15 protein-coding genes are annotated in these 20,927 nt (G+C 72.6%); 5 read left to right on the top strand and 10 right to left on the bottom strand.

Features of this window, described 5'->3' with window-relative positions; all coding sequences use genetic code 11:
* Positions 1-104 precede the first annotated feature (104 nt).
* Together ACIQ9E_RS15025 and ACIQ9E_RS15020 are read left to right on the top strand one after the other, a co-directional pair.
* A complete protein-coding gene (locus ACIQ9E_RS15025; RefSeq protein WP_403706913.1) occupies positions 105-368 on the top strand; it encodes a hypothetical protein in 264 nt (87 codons plus the stop codon).
* Positions 369-448: 80 nt separating this feature from the next.
* Positions 449-694, top strand: coding sequence for a hypothetical protein (locus tag ACIQ9E_RS15020; protein WP_006349274.1), 246 nt, complete (start codon positions 449-451; stop codon positions 692-694).
* Positions 695-786: 92 nt separating this feature from the next.
* On the opposite strand, the gene ACIQ9E_RS15015 is transcribed toward ACIQ9E_RS15020, so the two are convergent.
* A complete protein-coding gene (locus tag ACIQ9E_RS15015) occupies positions 787-1,311 on the bottom strand; it encodes a MarR family winged helix-turn-helix transcriptional regulator (protein WP_403706911.1) in 525 nt (174 codons plus the stop codon).
* Positions 1,312-1,474: 163 nt separating this feature from the next.
* On the opposite strand from ACIQ9E_RS15015, the gene ACIQ9E_RS15010 reads away from it, so the two are divergent.
* Positions 1,475-2,446, top strand: coding sequence for an EamA family transporter (locus ACIQ9E_RS15010; RefSeq protein ID WP_403706909.1), 972 nt, complete (start codon positions 1,475-1,477; stop codon positions 2,444-2,446).
* On the opposite strand, the gene ACIQ9E_RS15005 is transcribed toward ACIQ9E_RS15010, so the two are convergent.
* The 5 genes from ACIQ9E_RS15005 to pepN (ACIQ9E_RS14985) all read right to left on the bottom strand — a co-directional run bounded on the left by ACIQ9E_RS15005 (position 2,443) and on the right by pepN (ACIQ9E_RS14985) (position 8,869).
* Entirely contained in the window at positions 2,443-3,135 is a 693-nt protein-coding gene (locus tag ACIQ9E_RS15005) for a GTP-binding protein (protein WP_403706907.1), read from the bottom strand. The genes ACIQ9E_RS15010 and ACIQ9E_RS15005 overlap by 4 nt on opposite strands.
* The gene (locus tag ACIQ9E_RS15000; protein WP_403706905.1) at positions 3,116-3,472 is read right to left on the bottom strand and encodes a DUF742 domain-containing protein; all 357 of its coding nucleotides are present in this window, start codon (positions 3,470-3,472) and stop codon (positions 3,116-3,118) included. The genes ACIQ9E_RS15005 and ACIQ9E_RS15000 overlap by 20 nt, the downstream gene beginning before the upstream one ends.
* Entirely contained in the window at positions 3,469-3,882 is a 414-nt protein-coding gene (locus tag ACIQ9E_RS14995; RefSeq protein ID WP_040916308.1) for a roadblock/LC7 domain-containing protein, read from the bottom strand. The genes ACIQ9E_RS15000 and ACIQ9E_RS14995 overlap by 4 nt, the downstream gene beginning before the upstream one ends.
* On the bottom strand, positions 3,879-5,453 hold the full coding sequence (locus ACIQ9E_RS14990) for a sensor histidine kinase (protein WP_403707394.1): 1,575 nt from the start codon (positions 5,451-5,453) through the stop codon (positions 3,879-3,881). The genes ACIQ9E_RS14995 and ACIQ9E_RS14990 overlap by 4 nt, the downstream gene beginning before the upstream one ends.
* 836 nt (positions 5,454-6,289) lie before the next feature.
* Complete coding sequence (pepN, locus tag ACIQ9E_RS14985) at positions 6,290-8,869, bottom strand: aminopeptidase N (RefSeq protein WP_403706903.1); 2,580 nt, start codon at positions 8,867-8,869, stop codon at positions 6,290-6,292.
* 177 nt (positions 8,870-9,046) lie between these two features.
* On the opposite strand from pepN (ACIQ9E_RS14985), the gene ACIQ9E_RS14980 reads away from it, so the two are divergent.
* Both ACIQ9E_RS14980 and ACIQ9E_RS14975 read left to right on the top strand, forming a co-directional pair.
* A complete protein-coding gene (locus tag ACIQ9E_RS14980) occupies positions 9,047-9,583 on the top strand; it encodes a DUF1203 domain-containing protein (protein ID WP_403706901.1) in 537 nt (178 codons plus the stop codon).
* Positions 9,584-9,771: 188 nt separating this feature from the next.
* Positions 9,772-10,974, top strand: a complete 1,203-nt coding sequence (locus ACIQ9E_RS14975; RefSeq protein ID WP_403706899.1) for an MFS transporter — start codon at positions 9,772-9,774, stop codon at positions 10,972-10,974.
* A 381-nt stretch (positions 10,975-11,355) separates the two neighbouring features.
* Here the strand turns inward: ACIQ9E_RS14975 and ACIQ9E_RS14970 are convergent, their stop codons facing one another.
* From ACIQ9E_RS14970 to pepN (ACIQ9E_RS14955), 4 genes are all read right to left on the bottom strand, one after another.
* Positions 11,356-12,390: an aspartate-semialdehyde dehydrogenase gene (locus ACIQ9E_RS14970; protein WP_403706897.1), complete on the bottom strand. Its 1,035-nt coding sequence runs from the start codon at positions 12,388-12,390 to the stop codon at positions 11,356-11,358.
* Between the two features lie 358 nt (positions 12,391-12,748).
* Complete coding sequence (locus tag ACIQ9E_RS14965) at positions 12,749-16,087, bottom strand: S8 family serine peptidase (RefSeq protein ID WP_403706895.1); 3,339 nt, start codon at positions 16,085-16,087, stop codon at positions 12,749-12,751.
* A 540-nt stretch (positions 16,088-16,627) separates the two neighbouring features.
* Positions 16,628-17,662, bottom strand: a complete 1,035-nt coding sequence (locus ACIQ9E_RS14960; protein WP_403706893.1) for a hypothetical protein — start codon at positions 17,660-17,662, stop codon at positions 16,628-16,630.
* Between the two features lie 576 nt (positions 17,663-18,238).
* Positions 18,239-20,824 (bottom strand): aminopeptidase N, encoded by a 2,586-nt coding sequence (pepN, locus tag ACIQ9E_RS14955; protein WP_403706891.1) that lies wholly within the window; start codon positions 20,822-20,824, stop codon positions 18,239-18,241.
* Positions 20,825-20,927 lie beyond the last annotated feature (103 nt).

The raw sequence follows: 20,927 nt of genomic DNA, 5'->3' as shown, positions 1-20,927 counted from the left end.
AGGTTGGCGAGGTCGGTACGGATGGTGAGGTCGGTACGGATGGTGGCGGCGTCACGGGGTAGGCGCGCCGAGGACCGCGTACCGCCTTCCGAGGAGTGATGTCGATGACCGCGCCCGCCGCACACCTGCTGCTCTCCGCACTCACCGGGTGCGCGGAGCCCGCCGGCCCTGTCGCGTCCGCTGCTTCCGCCGGACGGTTGGGGCCGGTGCCGGGTGCCGAGGCCGCCCCGGGGCCGCTCACCAGCGAACCCCCGCTGTTCGGCCCCGCGCCGCTGACCAGCGAGCCGCCGCTCGTCGACATCCCGCCGCTGACCAGCGAGCCCACCGCCCATGCGACCGCCGGAGGAGGCTGCGCCCGCACATGGTGAAGGGCGTGCGGGGGAGCGCCGGAGCCCCGTACGGCACCCCGGGCGCGCGGCCCCGGGGGCGGTTCGCTACGTTGGGCACCGTGGACAAGAAGAACGCTCTGCGCACCGGCACCGTCGTGACCGGTACGACGCTGATGATGCTGCTCCTGTCGTCGCCCGCGCTGGCGCTGACCCGTGACGACGGCGACGACCCGGGCTCCGGCCTGAGCGTGGTCGAGACGCTGGGCCTGTTCGTGGTCGCGCCGCTGGCGATCTTCCTGGCCATCACGGCCGCGGTGATGGTCCTCGACAAGTCGACGGACCGGCCGAAGCGGCAGCGGGGCTGACCGCCCACAACTTCATGCTTCACCGAAGCAGCCCGGAGGCCGACCGCCACCGGGCTGCTTCGTCGTGCCTGCACACCGGGGGCAGCCGCCTGCTAAACGGCCATGAGCTTGCGCAGGAGCGCCCCCAACTGCTCCGCCTCCGCCGGGTCCAGCGCCGCGTCGACCGCCTCGCGCTGTAGCGCCAGCCCGGCCGCCACTGCCTGGTCGGCGATGTCCAGGCCCTCGGCCGTCAGGCTCACCCGCAGCCCGCGCCGGTCGTTCGGATCGGGGCTGCGGGCCAGCAGCCCCGCCTTCTCCAGCTTGTCGAGCCGGCCCGTCATCCCGCCGGTCGTGAGCATCAGCGTCGCCGAGAGTTCGCGCGGCGAGAGGGTGTACGGCATCCCCGAACGGCGCAGGGTCGCCAGCACGTCGAACTCGCCCCGGCTGATCCCGAACCGCCCGTACTCCTTCTCCATCCGGTCGCCCATGGTGCGCGCGATCCGGTAGATCCGCCCGAAGACGGCCATGGGCGTCGTCTGCAGATCGGGCCGGACCGCGGCCCACTGCTCGGTGATCGCGTCGACGGCGTCGCGCTGCGGGGCGGGGGCCTTGGCGGGGGCGGTTCTGCGGAGGGTCATGGAAGGAGTATCGGCCGGAGGTCAGTCCATCGCAAGTAAGTGACTTACGAGAGACCCTCTTGCATCTAAGTAGCTTACAAGTAAGCTACTTCCTGCCGAGGCACTGCTGGCACTGCTGAGGTATTCGGGGGATCGCCCCCGCCCTACCAGAGGAAGGCCCGCCGTGAACCGCGCCGCCGTCATCGCCCTCACCGCGCTCGCCCCGATCTCCTGGGGCTCCACCTACGCGGTCACCACGGAGTTCCTCCCGGTCGACCGCCCGCTGTTCACGGGCATGATGAGGGCGCTGCCCGCCGGACTGCTGATCCTGGCGCTGACCCGGGTCCGACCACGGGGCGACTGGTGGTGGAAGGCGACGGTCCTCGGCACGCTCAACATCGGGGCGTTCTTCCCGCTGCTCTTCCTCGCCGCCTACCGACTCCCGGGCGGCGTGGCCGCCGTCACCGGCTCCGTCGGCCCGATGTTCGTGATCGGACTCTCGGCCCTGCTGCTCGGGGACAGGCCGTCGACGCGCGCGATGCTCGCGGCGATCGCCGCGGCCTTCGGGGTGAGCATGGTGGTCCTGAAGGCGGGTGCCGCGCTGGACGCTGTGGGCGTCATCGCCGGGGTCGCCTCGTCGGCCTCCATGGCCGCGGGCACGGTACTGACCAAGCGCTGGGGCCGCCCCGAGGGCGTGGGCCCCTTGGTGATGACGGGCTGGCAGCTCACCGCGGGCGGACTCCTGATCACCCCGATCGCCTTCGCGCTGGAGGGCGCCCCGCCGGCCCTGGACGGCACCAACATCGCGGGTTACGCCTATCTCGCCCTGGTCAACACGGCGGTGGCCTACTGGCTCTGGTTCCGCGGCATCGGCCGCCTCTCCGCCACCTCGGTGACCCTGCTGGGCCCGCTCTCCCCGATCACGGCGGCCGTGGTCGGCTGGGCCGCCCTGTCCCAGTCCCTGACGGCCCTCCAGATCGCAGGCATGGCGCTGGCGTTCGCTGCCACGCTTGCGGGCCAGTGGCAGCCGCGTCCCACCGCCGTGCCGGCAACCGTGGTGCCCTCCGGCCCGGTCCCGGAGCCCGGCCCGGAACCGTCCGTGGGCCGTATCCGCGAGCCCGCCCCCGCCGTCCGTAGAGACGACGTCACCGTCTAGGACGCCGACGACTCCGTCGCCAGCGCCAGCCGTTGCAGATAGCGCATCAGCGTCATCAGCACATCGCGGCCCGAGCGGCGGAGCCGGGCGTCGCAGTCGACGATCGGGACCGAGTCCGGGAGGTCGAGGGCGGTGCGGATCTCCTCGACCGGGTAGACCGGGGCGTCCGAAAAGGAGTTCACGGCCACCACGAACGGCACCCGGCGCTCCTCCAGGCGGCCGATCACGTCGAAGCTGACCTCCAGCCGCCGGGTGTCGACCAGGACCACCGCGCCCAGGGCCCCTTCGAAAAGGCCCCGCCACAGGAACCAGAAACGCTGCTGGCCGGGGGTGCCGAAGAGATAGAGGACGAGTTCGGCGTTGATGCTGATCCGGCCGAAGTCCATCGCCACCGTGGTGGCGGTCTTCCGCTCCACGCCCTCGATGTCGTCGACCCCGACCCCGGCCTGGGTCATGGTCTCCTCGGTGGTCAGCGGCCTGATCTCGCTGACCGCGCCGACCAGGGTCGTCTTCCCGACTCCGAAGCCGCCGACGATGACGATCTTCACGGCGGCGGTCGTGGTGTCCGGGAGGACGTCCTCGGTACGGGGTCCGGTCGGCCGGTCCACCACCGCACCGGGCCCGCTCGCGGTGCCCGCGCGGACGCCGGCGTCGGTGGCCGCGGCGTCGTCAGAGCTGCTGTAGTCCATCAATCACTGCCTCAATCAGAGCGCGGTCGGGGAGGGGCGCACGCTGGACCGGTGCCCGCGCGGCGACCTGTTCGTCGACGAGGAGATCGCCGAGCAGCACGGTCACCACGCTCACCGGAAAGCTCAGATACGCGGAGATCTCCGCCACCGAGAGCGGCGAGCTGCACAGCCGGACGATGGCGGCCTGTTCCGGCGGCATCCCGTGCCGGGGGCCCGAGGTGGCCACGATCAGGGTGACCAGGTCGAGCGGAGCCGGGACCTGTGAGCCGTTGCGGCCGCCGGTGATGACGTAGAGCCGCTCCGGACTGCTGCCCTCCCAGTCTCCCGGTCGGCTCACGCGGACTGCCGATCCTGTCGCGGCGGTGCGCTCAGGTGCTCCCCGATGCGCAGCACCAGATCCCGCATCCGCTGGCCCATCAGCCCGGCGTCGACGCCCTCTTCGGCCAGGACGGCGAGGAAGGCGCCCGCGCCGGCGGCCATCAGATAGAAGAAGCCGCCGTTCATCTCGATGACGACGAGATGCATCCGGCCGTCGCTGCCCGGGAGTTCGGAGGCGACCGCGCCCGCCAGGCTCTGGAGGCCCGCGCAGGCGGCGGCCAGCCGGTCGGCCGTGTCGGGGTCGGAGCCGTGCTGGGCGATGCGCAGCCCGTCCGCCGAGAGCACGACGACGTTCCTGGTCTGCGGTACGCCCTCGGCCAGGTCCTTGAGCATCCAGTCCATGTTGGTCCGGTACTGCTGCTGCATCATGGCTGCGTACTCCCCTTGTTCGTCTGAGGGTCTTCGCCGGCGAGGCCGCTCTGGAACGCCGCGAGCCAGATTCCGGGCTGGACGGGGGGCGCCTCCTCCGGGGTTTCGGGCTGCTGGGCCTGCCGGGGCTGCTCGGGCCGCCGCGGCTCGGGTGGTGCCGTGACCGGGACGAGGTCGTAGGCGGGGGCCTTCCGCCGCCGCTGGGGCAGGCCGTTCGGCGTACGTTCGGTCACCACCGGCACTTCGTCGTCGTAGGCGGAGGGCGGAAGCACGGCGGCCGGAAGCGAGGGTGCCCGGAGCGAGGGGGCGGGCGGCGCGGCGGTGGGGCCGGTGGGCCTGCGCGGGCCTCCGCCGTTCCGCCGCGCCCGTTCCGCCGCCTCCACGGCCGGGGAAACGGCGGCCGCTGCGGGGTGGGGCCGGGGACCGGACGCGATGCCGATGCCGTGGGCCAGACCCGTGGCCGCCTTGGCGCTCGTGATCAGCTTCTTGGGCACGATCAGTACGGCGCGCACACCGCCGTACGCGGAGGAGCGCAGCGACACCTGGAAGCCGTACGCCTGGGAGAGACGGCCGACGACCGCGAGGCCCAGACGCGGGGTCTCACCGAGGTCGTTGAGGTCGATGCCCTCCTGCGCGGCCTTCAGCATCCGTTCGGCGCGCAGCCGGGCCTCCTCGCTCATGGAGACGCCGCCGTCCTCGATCTCGACGGCGATGCCCGAGTTGACGTCCACGGCGGTGAGATGGACCCGGGTCTGCGGCGGCGAGTAGCGGGTGGCGTTGTCCAGGAGCTCCGCGAGGGCGTGGATGAGCGGTTCGACGGCGGGGCCGACGACGGCGACCTCGGAGACCGAGTGGAGATCGACGCGCTGGTAGTCGAGGATCCGCGACATCGCCCCGCGGAGCACGCTGTAGAGCGGTACGGCCCGGCTCCACTGGCGGCCGGGACGCGCGCCGCCGAGTACGGCGATGGAGTCCGCGAGCCGGCCGACGAGCGCGGTGGCGTGGTCGATCCGGAGCAGATCGCCGAAGACCGCGGGGTCGTTGCCGTGCCGGTCCTCCATCTCCCGCAGCTCCTGGGCCTGCTGGTGGATGATCGCCTGGACCCGGCGGGCGATGTTGACGAAGGCGCGCTGGGCCGATTCGCGGAGGTCCTCCTCGGCGCTGACGGCGTCGACGACGGCGGTCAGGACGGACAGATACTCCGGCGGAAGGTCGATGCCCGGCATCAGGTCCTCGGGGAACTCGCCCCGCTGGAGCCGGGCCAGCAGATCGGGCAGCAGTTCGCGGACGAGCCGTGCGGCGGCCTCCTGGTTGCGGGCGATCACCGCCTCCCGCTCCGCGAGCAGCGCGGTCAGCCGGCGGACCTCGCGGGTCCGGCGTACGGCCGCATACGCGGCGGCTCCGACGGCGGCGACCGCGCAGGCGCCGATCCAGATCACGGCGGAACGTGCGGATACGGACACCAGGGACGCGGCGGTCGCAGCGGCAGCGGCGGTGACGACGACGGGCACAAGCCAGACGAAGCCGGCTGCGCTCCGCGGACTTCCGGTCGACGGTTTCTGTCGGACCATCTGCACCCTCAAACCATCGGAACGGGAATGATCATAGGACGACGGTCCGGAAGCATATCCCTGTCCGCTTACGGCTCGTGACTCTAGGTCAATGATTGGCGCGATGTGTACGTTGCGAATCGGCCAGGGCCCTCCGGCCTGCACAGTGGACAATCGAGCGACTGTTTTCGGCCATAGTGCGAGACATTGGCGCCCGGCCGGGCGGGGGTTGGGCCGCGGGGGCGCCGCCGGGGTGTCCGGGGCCGGGACGGAGTCCGCCGATGGAGGTGATTCCCCCCTCGCTGACCTGGCGTTCGACCGGTTCCGGGCGGCTCGGGCACCTTGCGGGCGGGGCGAGTGGAGGCCGGTACGCGGCTGAATCAAGGGTTCGAGGCGGGGGCGCCGGGTCTGTTCGAGTCCGCTGAGCGGTACCCGGCGGTCCGGGGTGTGCGCCCGCGCGGAGATCCGCCGCCCGGTGGTGGCGCACGGGCGGGGACTCCGTGGGGCCGGGGCCCGCCCCGACCGGTCCGGTCATCGGGCCCGTACGCACAAGCCTTCTACCGGCCAACCGGCAGCCGGGCCGGAACGGCGATTCCGGGGGTGCCGCGGAGCCGTACAGCACATGATCGACAAGGATTCGGCCGCCTCCGCCTTGCCGCGGTCATATCCCGCTGTCCCGCCCTGTTACTGCTGGTCACGACGGTGGGCCCGGTACGGAGAGGATCCGTACCGGGCCCACGAGTGCCTGACCGCGCCGGGGTGCGGCAGGGCCGGTCACAACGGTCGGCCGCCGGTCCGGCCGGTCCGGCAACGACGGCCGGTGGTGCCGGTCGCGCAGGCCGGCCCGTCCGGGGGCGTCAGCCCTGCGCGGCCGCCGCCTCGTCGGCCGCCTGCGCCCGCAGCGCCCGCTCGACACCCGCGCGGGACTCCGAGACCAGCCGCCGCAGCGCCGCGTTCGGCTCGGCCCGCTCCAGCCAGGCGTCCGTCGCGTCCAGCGTCGCCCGCTCCACCTGGAGCGAGGGGTACAGCCCGATGGCGACCTGCTGGGCCATCTCGTGGCTGCGGGACTCCCACACGCCCTTGACCGCCGCGAAGAACTTCTCCGTGTACGGCGCGAGCAGCTCGCGCTGGTCGGTCTGGACGAAGCCCCCGATCACCGCCTCCTGCATGGCGTTCGGCAGATCGTCGCGCTCCACGACCGACGCCCACGCCTCGGCCTTGGCCTCCGCCGTCGGCCGCGCCGCCAGGGCGGTCGCCGCGTGCCGCTCGCCCGCGGCCGTCCGGTCCCGCTCGTACTCGGCCGCGATCGCGGACTCGTCGATCCGGCCCGTCGCGGCCAGCCGCTCCACGAACACCCACCGCAGCTCGGTGTCGACCACCAGGCCCTCGACGGAGGCGTTGCCGTCCAGCAGCCCGGCGAGCAGTTCGAGCTGACCGTCCGTACGCGCCGCAGCGGCGAACGCGCGGGCCCACGCCAGCTGGTGGTCACTGCCCGGCTCCGCGGCCCGCAGCCGGGTCAGCGCCTCCCCGGCCCAGGTCCCCAGCAGCGCCTCGCGCGACGCGGGCGCCGCGTACAGGTCGATCGCCAGCTTCACCTGGCGGTGGAGCGACTGCACCACACCGATATCGGTCTCCTTGGCGATACCGGAGAGCACCAGCGCGACGTAGTCCCGGGTCGGCAGCTCGCCGTCCCGGGTCATGTCCCAGGCCGAGGCCCAGCACAGCGCCCGCGGCAGCGATTCGGCGAAATCGCCCAGATGCGCCGTGACGACCTTCAGGGACGCCTCGTCCAGCCGGACCTTCGCATACGACAGGTCGTCGTCGTTGAGCAGGATCACCGCGGGCCGCAGGGTGCCCTCCGGCAGCGGTACGGCGGTCAGCTCGCCGTCCACGTCCAGCTCGATGCGCTCGCGGCGGACCAGCTTGCCCGCGTCGCCGAGATCGTAGAAACCGATCGCGATCCGGTGCGGCCGCAGCACCGGCTCGCCCTTGGCCCCGGCGGGCAGCGCCGGAGCCTCCTGCCGTACCGCGAAGGAGGTGATCACACCGTCGGCGCCGGACTCCACCTCCGGGCGGAGGATGTTGATACCGGCGGTCTCCAGCCACTTCTGCGACCAGGTCCGCAGATCGCGCCCCGAGGTCTTCTCCAGCGCGCCCAGCAGGTCGCTCAGCCGGGTGTTGCCGAAGGCGTGTGCCTTGAAGTACGACTGCACACCGGTGAAGAACGCGTCCTCGCCGACATACGCCACCAGCTGCTTCAGTACCGAGGCGCCCTTGGCGTAGGTGATCCCGTCAAAGTTGACCAGGACGTCGTCCAGATCCCGGATCTCCGCCATGATCGGATGCGTCGACGGCAGCTGGTCCTGGCGGTACGCCCAGGTCTTCATGGAGTTCGCGAACGTGGTCCACGAGTGCGGCCAGCGCGAGCCCGGCGCCGCGGCCTGGCAGGCGATGGACGTGTAGGTGGCGAACGACTCGTTCAGCCAGAGGTCGTTCCACCACTCCATGGTGACGAGATCGCCGAACCACATATGGGCCAGCTCGTGCAGAATCGTCTCAGCACGGACCTCGTACGCCGCGTCCGTCACCTTCGAACGGAAGACGTACTGGTCGCGGATGGTCACCGCGCCCGCGTTCTCCATCGCGCCCGCGTTGAACTCCGGCACAAAGAGCTGGTCGTACTTGGCGAAGGGGTACGCGTAGTCGAACTTCTCCTGGAACCAGTCGAAGCCCTGCCGGGTGACCTCGAAGATCGCGTCCGAGTCCAGGAACTCCGCCAGCGAAGGACGGCAGTAGATGCCCAGCGGGACCGACTGCCCGTCCTTCTCGTACGTGCTGTGCACCGCGTGGTACGGACCCGCGATCAGAGCCGTGATGTAGGTCGAGATCCGCGGGGTGGGCTCGAACCGCCACACGTGGTCGGCCGGCTCCGGCGTCGGGGAGTTCGAGATGACCGTCCAGCCCTCCGGGGCCTTCACGGTGAACTGGAACGTCGCCTTCAGATCCGGCTGCTCGAAGTTGGCGAAGACCCGGCGGGCGTCCGGCACCTCGAACTGGGTGTACAGATACGCCTGCTGGTCCACCGGGTCCACGAAGCGGTGCAGACCCTCACCGGTGTTCGTGTACGAGCAGTCCGCGACGACCGTCAGCTCGTTCGCGCCCTCCTGGAGGTGGTTCAGCTCGATCCGCGCGTCCCGGAACACGGCCGCGACGTCGAGCCGCTTCCCGTTGAGCACGACCTCGTGCACCGCGGGCGCCACCAGGTCGATGAACGAGTGCGCGTTCGCCTCGGCACAGTCGAAGCGCACGGTCGTCACGGACCGGTAGATGCCGCCCTCCTGGGCGCCGCTGAGGTCGAGGTCGATCTCGTACGCGTGGGTCGTGAGCAGGCGCGCCCGCTGCTGCGCCTCCTCGCGGGTCAGATTCGTGCCAGGCACGCGGTGTCTCCTCGGTTATGTGGTGTTTGCGGCCATCCTTCCATGGGGTCCCCGCCGACCGCCCACGAGTACTCCCCGCGTGCGCCGCGCGCTCAGCCCCGGAGGGCGTACCGCTCCCCGGAGCGCGACGTCCGATATCCGCCGGAAACCCGTGCCGCGGCAGGCCAGGCTGGGCCCATGACCACCACCGACACCACGGGGGCCCCGGCTGCGGCGGCCCGCCGCTACCGGCCGCTGCCCATCGAACCGGCCGTCCTCACCCTGCTCCGCACCACCGACGACGCCGGACGGCCGTGCCTGCCGTACACCGACCACGAGGGCGGCGCCCCGCTCCGCTGCTGCCTGCGCAGAAGCCGTCCGGGCAAGTCCATCGCCCTCGTCTCGTACGCCCCGCTGCGCCGCTGGGCCGCCGAGTCCGGGGCCGACCCGGGCGCATACGACGAACAGGGCCCGGTCTTCGTCCACGCCGAGGAGTGCTGCGGCCCGCCCGCCGCGGGCCCGGATCACCCCTTCGTCCACCCGGGCGCCCTGCGGGTACTGCGCCGCTACGACGCCCGGGGCCGGATCAGGGGCGGCCGGCTGCTGGAGCTGACCGACGCACCGGACGGAGGTTTCGAGCAGGCTCTGGAGGAGGCGTTCGCGGACCCGGCGGTCGCCCTGGTCCATGTCAGGGCGGCGGAACACGGCTGCTTCCTCTTCGAACTGCGCCGCTAGTGCTGTGACGGCCCCGGGCCCTTTGCGGCAGGTCCGGGCGGGCGGCCCCGCCGCGGCCCGCGACCGGGCAGGGCGCGCCTCCGCCCCCGGGCGCGGGTGCGCGCCGGTGCCGGGGCGCCCGGTCCGGGACACGAAGGGATCGGCCAACCGCCGTTGTTCCGCACAGCCGACCGGCGAAGGCTTGGGGGATGACCCCCCATCGGACCCCAGGGGCGCCGCCGGGACCGCAGCGCACCCTTCACGACCGGGCCGCGGTGCTCGCCGTCGCCGCAGCCACCTTCACCGTCGTCACCAGCGAGATGCTGCCCGTCGGACTGCTCAGTCCGATGAGCGGCGACCTCGGTGTCTCGGAGGGCACCGCGGGCCTCGCCGTCACTCTCCCCGGCCTCGTCGCCGCCTTCACTGCCCCCCTGTTGCCCGCGATCGCCGGCCGCTCCGACCGGCGGCGCGTCCTGACCGGGCTGCTCCTGCTGCTCGCCCTCGCCAACGCGGTGGCCGCCCTGGCCCCCCGGTTCGACGTCCTGCTCGCGGCCCGGATCGCCGTCGGGCTGGCCATCGGCGGCGTCTGGGCCATCGCCGCGGGGCTCGCCCACCGGCTGGTGCCCCCGGCCGCCGCCGGACGTGCCACCGCCGTCGTCTTCGGCGGTATCGCCGTGGCATCCGTCCTCGGCATACCCGTGGGCGCCCTCATCGGCCACCTCAGCTGTTGGGAGTGGGGCTTCGCCGCCGTCGCCGCACTCGCCCTCGCGGTGGCCGGAGCGCTCCGCCTGCTGCTGCCGCCGCTGCCCCCGGAACGGGCCGTACACCCCCGGGAGACGGCCGCCCTGACCCGGATGCCCGCCGTCCGTATCGGCCTCGTCGCCGTCGCGCTCATGGTGACCGGCCACTTCACTGCGTACACCTATGTCAGGCCGGTCCTCGAAGGAGTCGACGGAGTGTCCGCCGGGGCGATCGGCGGACTGCTGCTGCTCTACGGCCTCGCCGGGGTCGCCGGGAACTTCCTCGGCGGTGCCGCGGCCGCCCGCTCGCCGCGCCGCGCCCTGCTCATGGTCTCCGCCGCCCTCGCCGCCGTCGTACCGCTGCTCGGACTCACCGGGTCGAGCGCCGCGCTCTCCATGGTGCTGCTGGTGCTCTGGGGACTGGCGTACGGGGGGCTCTCGGTCTCCGCGCAGAACTGGATGCTCGTCGCGGCACCCGGGGCGCGGGAGGCGGTTTCCGGTCTCTGCGCGGGCGTCTTCAACGCGTCGATCGCGCTGGGCGCGGCGGGCGGCGGCGCGGCGATGGACCGGTGGTCCACCGCGGCGGCGCTGCTGCTCGCGGGCGCGCTGGCGCTGCTGGCCGCGCTCACCCTGGCGGGCTCGCGGCGGGTCCCGGTGGCCGGGCTTTCCTGAGCCGGGGCGGGCGGGCCCGGGGTGCGGGCCCGGGGTGCGCGGGCTCGGGATCCGACAGCGACCGGGACCGGGGCCCGGGCAGGGACGGGGGACCCGCGCGGGGACAGGGGACCCGGGCAGGGACGGGGGACCCGGGCGGGGCCGTGACCGGACCCGTCCCGGCCCGAGCGCGGGGCCGTGAGCCCGCCCGAGCCCGCCGGGTGAGCACCGGGCCGCCGGGTGCGCTCCGGCGCCCGGAGCCGGGCCCTCACGCGTGACCGGGCCCCTCACGCGCGACCGGCCCCGGCTCAAGCCGGGGCCGGTCACGGTGCCGGGGCGCGCGGCGCGCGGCCCGTACGCGACTACGCGACTACGCGACTACGCGACTACGCGACTACGCGACTACCGTCCCGCGGACAGCTCGTCCGCGACCAGCTCCGCCAGCTGCACGGCGTTCAGCGCGGCGCCCTTGCGGAGGTTGTCGTTGGAGAGGAAGAGGGCCAGCCCGTGCTCGACGGTCTCGTCGGCCCGGATCCGGCCGACATAGGACGCATCCTTGCCCGCGGCCTGGAGCGGGGTCGGAATGTCCGACAGTTCGACGCCCGGGGCTCCGGCCAGCAGCTCACGGGCCCGCTCCACGCTCAGCGGGCGGTCGAAACGGGCGTTGACCTGGAGGGAGTGGCCCGAGTAGACGGGGACCCGGACACAGGTGCCGGAGACCTTCAGCTCCGGCAGCTCCAGGATCTTCCGGGACTCGTTGCGCAGCTTCTGCTCCTCGTCGGTCTCGGCGGAGCCGTCGTCGACGAGGTTGCCCGCGAGCGGGACCACATTGAAGGCGATGGGGCGCCGGTAGACCGCGGGCTCGGGGAAGGCGACCGCCTCACCGTCGTGGGTCAGGGCCGGGGCGTTCTCCGCCACCGCCTTGACCTGCCCGTCCAGCTCGGCCACCCCGGCCACGCCGGAGCCCGATACGGCCTGGTAGGTGGTGGCGACCAGGGTGACCAGACCGGCCTCCTCCGCCAGCGGCTTCAGCACCGGCATCGCGGCCATCGTGGTGCAGTTCGGGTTGGCGACGATGCCCTTGGGGCGGTTCCGGATCGCGTGCGGGTTGACCTCGGACACCACCAGCGGTACGTCCGGGTCCATCCGCCACGCGGAGGAGTTGTCGATCACCACGGCGCCCTGGCCCGCGACCTTCTCGGCCAGCGCCCGGGAGGTCGCGCCGCCCGCGGAGAAGAGGACGATGTCGAGGCCCGTGTAGTCCGCGGTGGACGCGTCCTCGACGGTGATCTCCCGGCCCTCCCAGGCGATCGTCGAGCCCGCCGACCGCGCCGAGGCGAACAGCCGCAGCTCGTCCGCCGGGAATTTCCGCTCGGCGAGGATCCTGCGCATGACTGTGCCGACCTGACCGGTGGCTCCGACGATTCCGACCCTCACGGAAACTCCTTCGTACGTTCCTGGACTGCCGCTCCATGATGCGTGTGCCCACGGCCGACTTGTCCAGTCCATTGTCCAAGGGGCGGAATGTGTGACGAGCGGAACAGCGCCCGGACCCGCCCCGGACTCTCTCCGGCGCCCCCTTTCGGCTCCTTCCCCGGGCTGTTCCCGGGGTGCCCGAAAAGGGGGGAGGCAAGCGGGGGCAGGGGGAAAGGGAGCGGGCGGGCGCCCGTCAGGACGCCCGCCCGCTCCGTACCGTACGGAACACTCCGCACCGGCCGCGGTGCCATGGACGGACCGCGGCGCGATGGACGGAAGGGGGTGCCCGGAGCCCCGGGCACCCCTCAGGTCCTCCCGGTTACGGGACGACCTGTCCGATCACCACGCTGCCGGTGCCCGCCGCCGTGCCGCGGGTGTTCACCAGCCGTACGTCTCCGAAGAACTGGCGCCCCTCGGGAGCCGGTCCCGCGACCACGACCTCCGCGTCGACCTGCGCCGACTCACCCGTGCCGAGCTTCAGCTGCCGGGTCTCGTCGACGGTGATCTTCCCGAGGCCGGGGGCGAAGAAGACGTCCCGGTAGTCGTACTCGGTGCCGCCCGGGGCGACGTCGTAGCCGTCGACCACGATCCGGTACGTGCCCGGAGCGGGCTTCACCAGGCTCACGGCCTCCTCCGAGTCCGCGTCCGCGGAGCTGGCGACCCGGGTGCCCGCCTGGTTGTAGACCGCCAGGTCGAGGTCCGCGTTCCGGTCGGAGGTGTTGCCGATGGCGACGTCGAGCCGCTCGACGCCCTCGCCGATCACCACGGTGGTCTGCTGGAGCTCACCCTTGTTGATGGCCGGCCGGGTCACCTTGGCGGAGCCCAGGGAACCGCCCGCGAGCCGTCCGTCGATCGGCGCGGTCTTATTGGTGACCTGCCACTGGACCGGAGCCGGAGTGCCGACCTTCACCTCGGGCAGTGTCTGCACGGCCGGGGTGAAGTCGGCGCCCAGCAGGGTGACGTCCAGCTGGTACGGGTTGTTCAGCAGCGGCGACGTCCGCCGCGACTCGACCTCGATCTCCCAGACGCCCGGCGCCGGCTCGTCGTACGAGCGCACGTCGGGGCGGCAGGTGTTGGCCGGGTTCGGGTAGTTCGGGTAGCAGTAGATCGTGGCGCTGTCCTCCATCTGCACCCCGTACGGGTGGATGGAGATGAACCGCGTCTGGCTGTCCTTCGCCAGCCCGCCGAGCGCGACCTCCAGGGTCTTCGCACCCGCCGGGACGGTGATGAAGTACGAGCGGTGGCTGTTGCGCTCCACCGAGCCGGACGCCGAGAAGGCGTAGGACGGGGCCGCCAGCGGAGTGGAGACCACGACGGTCGCCATGATCTGCTTGTCGACGCCCTCGGTGCGCGGGTCGTCCGCCTCCAGGATGGCGCTGTGGACGCCGTCGGACTGGGGACGGGCCTGCACGGTGACGGTGACCGGCTGGTTCAGCGGCAGCCGGACCCGGTCGCCGCCGAGCAGCCGGAAGGTGCCGTCGTTGTTCCGCCAGTCCAGCTCGTGCCAGACGGCACGGTCCGGGCCGGTGGTGCGGGTGACGGTGATGTCGTACGTCTTCGACTGGCCGGCCTTGAGGCCGCCCTCGCGGTCGTACAGACCGGTGCCGAAGCCGGGGGTCTTCAGCGCGAAGTCGATCGCGGTGTCGACCGGCGCCTTGACGGTGTACTCATGGGCGTCGACACCGTCCTTGACGGACTTCCAGGCCTCGACGGTGTCGATCAGACCGGCGCCCTGCTCGTGCGCCTTGACCCCGGGGATCTTGTTCGCGGTGCTGGTGAGGGCGGTCCGCAGCTTCGCCGGGGTGAGGTCGATACCGCGCTGCTTGGCGGCCGACAGCAGCAGTGCGCTCGCGCCCGCGACCTGCGGCGAGGACATCGAGGTGCCCTGGATCATGGAGTAGCCGGGCGGCAGTTCGTAGCCCGCCTCGCGGACCGGGCCGCCGGGCGACCAGGTCTGGGTGGTCTGGATCGCCGAGCCGGGGCCGGTGACGGTCGGCGTGAAGCCGCCGTCCTCCCGCGGGCCGCGCGACGAGAACGGCATCATCTGGTACTTCTTCGTCACCAGGGAGCCGTAGTTGGCGGCCCAGCTCTCCTTGGAGATGGAAGCGCCGACGGAGATCGCCTTGTCGGCGACGCCCGGGTCGCCCAGGGTGTTGGTGCCGGGGCCGTCGTTGCCCGCGGAGATCACCAGCTGGACGCCGTAGGTGTCGATCAGCCGGTTGTACAGCTCCGAGCGGGCGTTGTTGCCGTCGTTGAGCGCCGGCAGACCGCCGATGGAGATGTTGACGATGTCCACGCCCCGGTTGATCACCAGATCGGCGAGGCCCTCGGTGAGCGCGATATTGGTGCAGCCGCCGCTCCAGGAGCAGGCGCGGGAGGAGACCAGCTTGGCGCCGGGCGCGGCACCGTTCATCCTGCCGCCGAAGAGACCGTTGGCGGCGGTGATACCGGCGACGTGGGAGCCGTGGGAGCCCTCGATGACGCCGATGCTCGCGTAGTCGGCCTTGGCGCCGGTGGACGGGTTGTAGACGACGTCCTTGCGCAGCTCGATGACGAACGGGATGCGCTCGGCGATCGGGGTCGCCGGGTCGTCCTGACCGAAGTAGCCGATCTGGAAGCCGTTCTTGTACGGCTTCATCGCGGTGTCGTCGGTGAAGTCGGCGTTGTTGTTCAGATCCACCCGGACGGTGCCCTGGGCGGCGTCGTACAGCATCGCCCAGGTGTCGGTGGTGTCGCCGTCCCGGTTGAGGTCGCCGGCCATATCGCCGTTGCGGGTGACGGCCTCGGCGAAGATGTTGAACCGGTAGTTCCCGGCGGGCGCGGTGTAGGCGCGGCCGTTGACCGTGAACGACGGGCCCGCGACCTCCAGCCGCATCTGGCGCCAGGTGCCGTCGCCGTCGATGACCGGGTCGGTCGCGGTGACCCAGTCGACGATCTTGCGCTCGCCGGTGGTGGTCTTCTGGAGCGCGGGGTGGGCGATGTCGACGCCGGAGTCGAGGATGCCGATGGTGATCCCGCGGCCGTCGTACGTGGGGTTCTTCTTCACGAAGTCGACCGCGCCCGTCTCGAAGGACGGGTTGTACGGGTTCTTCGCGGGCGTCTTCGCGTCCGGCGCCGGGTAGCTGCGGACCTGCTTGCCGGTGGCTCCCTCGGCCGCCTTGACGGTGTCGGCACCCGGTGTCGGGTCGTCCAGCTTCACCTCGTGGCGGAGGTCGATGCCGTGGACGCTGGGGAGCTTGGCGGCGGTCTTGAGGGCGCTCTCCGCCTTCGCGGTGGGGAGCGTGGCCCGGACGTAGCCGAGGGCGTCGTACGTCTTGCCGACGCTCGCGCCGTCGACGCCACCGAGCTGGGCGGCGACCGCCTCGGTCGCACCGGGGGCGGTGGCGACCATGACGGTGATCTGCTTCTCGCCCTTGGCCTCGGCTTCGGCGAGGAGTTCGGCGTCCGCCGCGCCGAGCTTCTTGTCGGCGGCCGGTACGGCCTTGGCGCCGGTCGCGGTCCCGGTGCCGGGGTCGTCGACGGGCGCGGTCGCGAGGGCCGGAGCGGTACCGGCGGCGACCAGGGCGGTCACGAGCGACGCGGCGGCGGCGATCCGGGCCACCCGTCTGCGCCGGGTGGCGGAGCCTCCGGTTATGGGGCTCTGGGGTTCGGGGGTCATCGGCATCCCTGTGGGTGAAGGAACGGTTTCCCTGGGGTGGAGCAGTCGTCCGGATTGCGGTGCCGGACGACCGCTCAGCCTTTCGTACGGAGGAGGGGTTTGGGGAGAGCCCGCGCGGAATTGTGATGTGACCATGGCAGAAAATCGCCCCTGTGGCGGTGTCGTCAAGGGGAACAAGGAGGGAAAAAGCGGGAGTTGGCGCATGGACGTGCGTGGTGGGCGTGGTATGCGCGGTGTGCGCCTATGAACGGGGCGGGCGGGGCGGATGAGGTGACTGGCCGGATGGGCGCGGCGGCGGCGCGTTCGTGCCGTCGGCATTCGGCCGCGGCGGGGCCGGCGGGGCGGCCCGGTCGCAGGGCGGGGCCCTGCTCCGGGCCCTGCGCCCGGTCCCGGTCCTGGTCCTGACGCCGGTCCGGGCCGGTCCCGGTCCTGGTCCCCGTCCAGGCCGGTCCAGGCCGGTCCAGGTCCCGGTTCAGGTCCGGGTCGGTCCCGGAGACTTGTTCCGGGCCGGTGGGGCCGACCGGCCGGCCGTCGTCGCGTTCAGTGGGGGAGGACCACCACATAGGCCGGCGGATCGCGGTCCAGCGCGGCCAGCAGGGCGGTCCGGATCACGGCCGCCTGACGGTCCGGCTCGTCCCGCAGCTCGCGCGGCATCATCGGGATGACGGTGATCCCGAGCCGCTCCAGATGTTCACGGCGCGTCGCGCGGCCGGGCGCCTCGTTCTCCGGAGCGTCGCCCGCCGGGACCTCCAGGAGGACGGCCGTGCACTGTTCGGTCCAGTACGCGTCGACCCGGCCGAGCGGAGTGCCGCCGGGGAGCTTCAGGTCCACGTTCCAGAGCGGGTCGGGCAGGGCGTACGCGTACACCAGCGAATAGAGCCGCTCCTCGGCCCGGGACCTGCCCTCGGCGAGCAGCGCGTCCACCGCCCGCGCGACGGGCGGGCACCGCAGCAGCCGGGCCCGGTCCAGCTCGGTGACCAGGGCGGCCGGTTCGCAGTGCCCGCCGCCGACCGCCTCCGTCACCAGCAGCCGTACGGTACCGGGGTCCGACGTCTCCGCGACGGCGTCGGCGACGGCGCGGGCCACGGGGGCCACCGGCAGGCCCGTGACGTACTCCGGCTCCGGTACCGAAGCCGTCCGGACGATCCGGGCGAAGCCGGTCGAACGCAGTCGGCGGGTCCGTGGCACGAGAACGTCGATCCGGTCCAGTTCGCGCAGCGGGGGCGCGGTGGCGAACCCGTGGAGCGCGAGGGCGGCGAGCCCGGTGAGTACGGCCGCGGCCGGGCCGCGGGGCTCCGGTCCGGGCTGCCGCGGGACGACGGGCCGACCGGCGTACAGCAGGGTGCCGCGCAGCCGCTCCTCGCCCGTGGGCACGCCCCGGCGCAGCAGGTAGACGCCAGGCAGCAGCGACTGCCACGGCCCGCCCGGCCGGCACCGGGCGGCGAGCCGTGCCCCCGCGACGCCGTGCTCCCGCAGCTGGGCGGAGGACAGGACGCTCCGGTGTTCACCGGGTACGTCGAGGGGCGCGTCGGCGGGGGAGAGGGAGGGGGCCGGGGGGAGGGCGTCGGGATTCATGCGGAGGGAATGCCCGTGGTTCGGGGGCGGGATAACCCCTGTTACGCCCCCGTCGCCAAGCTGACACCCCGCCGCCCCAAAGTCCCGGCACGGACCCCCTCCGGGCGGGCCCGGCGCCCCGGGGCGCGGTGCCCGTTCCGGTGCGCTCCGGCCAGGGGGCCTTGCCGGGCGCGGCGCCTCTGAGGGAGCCGGGCCCGGGGGTCGAAGCCCTGGTCCGGTCAGGGCGCCCGTGGGTTGTGCCCACCCGTTCCGCCCCGGCGGAACGTATGCCCACAAGGGTGGCGCGCCGCGCCCCGAGGCCGTGCGGGCAAGGCACCATGCCTGTGCGGGCCCCACGGTGCGGCCCCCGCGGACCCGGGCGCAACGCTCGGGCCTCCACGGGGTCACACGCGCGCCCCCCCCCCGCAAGGCCCCTCGGGTCCCCGCCCCGCAACGGCCCCAGGGGTCCCGCACGGGCACGCGCCCGGACCATGCCCGTAGCGCCCGTAGCGCCCGTAGCGCCCGCGGGGCCACGCGCCCCGCAGGGCCACGCCCCCCAACCCCGCAACGCCCCCAGGGCACGTCCCCGCCCCGGGGCTACGCGTCCCGCGTCTGCGCGCGCAAGGCCCTCGACAGGTCGTCGTGCGCCTCCAGCACCAGCCGTCGCAGCGCCGGCGCCGCATCCGGGTGCTCCGCCAGCCACCGCTCCGCTGCCGTCTTCGCCGGCTCCCCCTGGAACGCGGGGAACAGGCCCGACACGATGCTCATCCCGATCTGGATGGACCGTTCGCTCCACACGCGCTCGACGGCCTCGAAGTACTTCGGCGCGTAAGGCGCCAGCAGCTCCCGCTGTCCCGACTGCGCGAACCCGGAGATCACCGCCTCCACCAGCGCGTTGGACAGTTCGTCCGACTCGACGACCCGCGCCCACGCCCGGTCCTTCACCTCCGCCGACGGCCGCGCCGCCAGGCACCTGACATGGTGCCGGGTCCCCGACGCGGTGTCGTCGCGCGCCAGCTCCGCGTCGAGCGCGTCCGCGCCGGCGATCCCGTGCGAGGCCAGCGGCTCCAGGAAGGCCCAGCGCAGCTCCTGGTCGACGTCGAGCCCGTCGATTTTCGCCGTACCGTCGAGGAGTCCGGACAGCAGCTGCAGATCCGCGTCCGACTCCGCGACGGTCGCGAAGAACCGCGCCCAGGTGAGCTGGTGCTGCCCGCCGGGCTCGGCGAGCCGCAGCTCCCGCAGTGCACCCTGGGCCAGCAGCCGCCCGCCCTCCGCGCGCCACTCCGGTGCCGCGTAGTGGACGAGCGCGATCCGGGCCCAGGCGTGCAGCATCTGGAGTACGCCGATATCGGTCTCGCGCCCGGCGAAGCGCAGCACCAGGCCGATGAAGTCACGCGCCGGCATCAGCGCGTCCCTCGTCAGGTTCCACAGCGCCGACCAGCACAGCGCCCGCGCCAGCGGGTCGGTGACATCGCCCAGATGCGAGCGGAGCGTCTCCAGCGACGCCTCGTCGAAGCGGATCTTGCAGTACGTCAGGTCCTCGTCGTTGACCAGGACGAGCGCGGGCCGCTCCGCTCCCACCAGCTCCGGCACCACGGTCCGCGCACCCGTGACGTCCGCCTCGGCGGACGCGTACCGCACCAGCTCTCCGTCCTCGTGCCGGTAGAGCCCGACGGCGATCCGGTGCGGGCGCAGGACGCCCTCCCCGCCCGGAACCCCGTTGCCCGGGTCCTGGACGACGGCCAGCTCGGTGATCCTGCCGCCCGCGTCGTGCGTGACGACGGGCGTCAGGGAGTTCACCCCGGCGGTCTGGAGCCACGCGCGCGACCAGGCCGTCATATCCCGCCCGGACACCTCCTCCAGCACCGACAGCAGATCCGTCAGCCGGGTGTTGCCGTACGCGTGCCGCTTGAAGTAGCGCCGGGCGCCTTCCAGGAACGCGTCCTCGCCCACGTACGCGACAAGCTGCTTCAGGACGCTCGCGCCCTTGGCGTAGGTGATGCCGTCGAAGTTGAGCTTGGCGTCCTCCAGATCGCGGATGTCCGCGGTGACCGGATGCGTCGACGGCATCTGGTCGGCGCGGTACGCCCACGCCTTCCGGTTGTTCGCGAAGGTGGTCCAGCCGTTGGTGAAGCGGGTCGCGCCGACCATCGCGTACGAGCCCATGAAGTCCGCGAAGGACTCCTTCAGCCACAGATCGTCCCACCACACCATGGTGACCAGGTCACCGAACCACATATGGGCCATTTCGTGCAGGATCACATTGGCCCGGCGCTCGTACGCCGCCCGGGTCACCTTCCCCCGGAAGATGAACTCCTCCCGGAAGGTGACGCAGCCCGGGTTCTCCATGGCGCCGATGTTGTACTCCGGCACGAACGCCTGGTCGTACTTGCCGAACGGGTACGGGTAGTCGAAGCGGTCGTGGAAGAAGTCCAGCCCCTGCTTGGTGACGAGGAAGACGTCGTCCGCGTCGAAGTGCCGGGCCAGGCCCTTGCGGCACAGGGCGCCCAGCGGGATCTCCAGTACGGTGCCGTCGTCCAGCGTCCGGGTGTAGAGGTCGGTCTCGTAGTGGTACGGACCGGCGACGACCGCGGTGATGTACGTGGAGATCGGCCGGGTCTCGGCGAACCGCCACACCCCGTCCGCGGCGTCCCGCTCCCCGGCGCCGTTGCTCCACACCGTCCAGCCCTCGGGCGCGGTCACCTCGAACCGGAACGGCGCCTTGAGATCGGGCTGCTCGAAGTTCGCGAAGACGCGACGGGCGTCTGCGGGCTCGTACTGCGTATAGAGGTACACCTCCCCGTCCTCCGGGTCGACGAACCGGTGCAGCCCCTCGCCCGTCCGGCTGTACGCACACTGCGCGTCCACGACCAGCACGTTCTCCGCGGCCAGACCGTTGAGCGCGATCCGGGTGCCGTCGAAGACGGCGGCCGGGTCGAGCGGCCGTCCGTTCAGTTCGACAGCGGTCACCGAAGGCGCGACCAGATCCGCGAAGCTGTCGGCGCCCGGCCGGGCGGAGCGGAAGCGGATCGTGGTCACGGACCGGAAGGTCAGCGGCCCTTCGGTGGTATCTCCCGCGGCCGTGGTCGCGGACGTGACGTCGAGGGCCACCTCGTACCCGTCGACGGACAGCAGCTCGGCCCGCTCGCGGGCTTCGTCGCGGGACAGATTCTCACCCGGCACGGGCACTCCTTCGTCTCTCGGCTCAACGGCCCGATCCTCCCATGGGCACCCCGACGCCCGACGGGGGGAATCGGCCGGTCAGCTCGCCGGTTGTTCAGGAGGA

Source organism: Streptomyces sp. NPDC094448, from assembly GCF_044763775.1.
Classification (GTDB): domain Bacteria; phylum Actinomycetota; class Actinomycetes; order Streptomycetales; family Streptomycetaceae; genus Streptomyces.
Note: the sequence above shows the minus strand (reverse complement) of the source record. Positions and strands in the feature narration are given on the sequence as shown.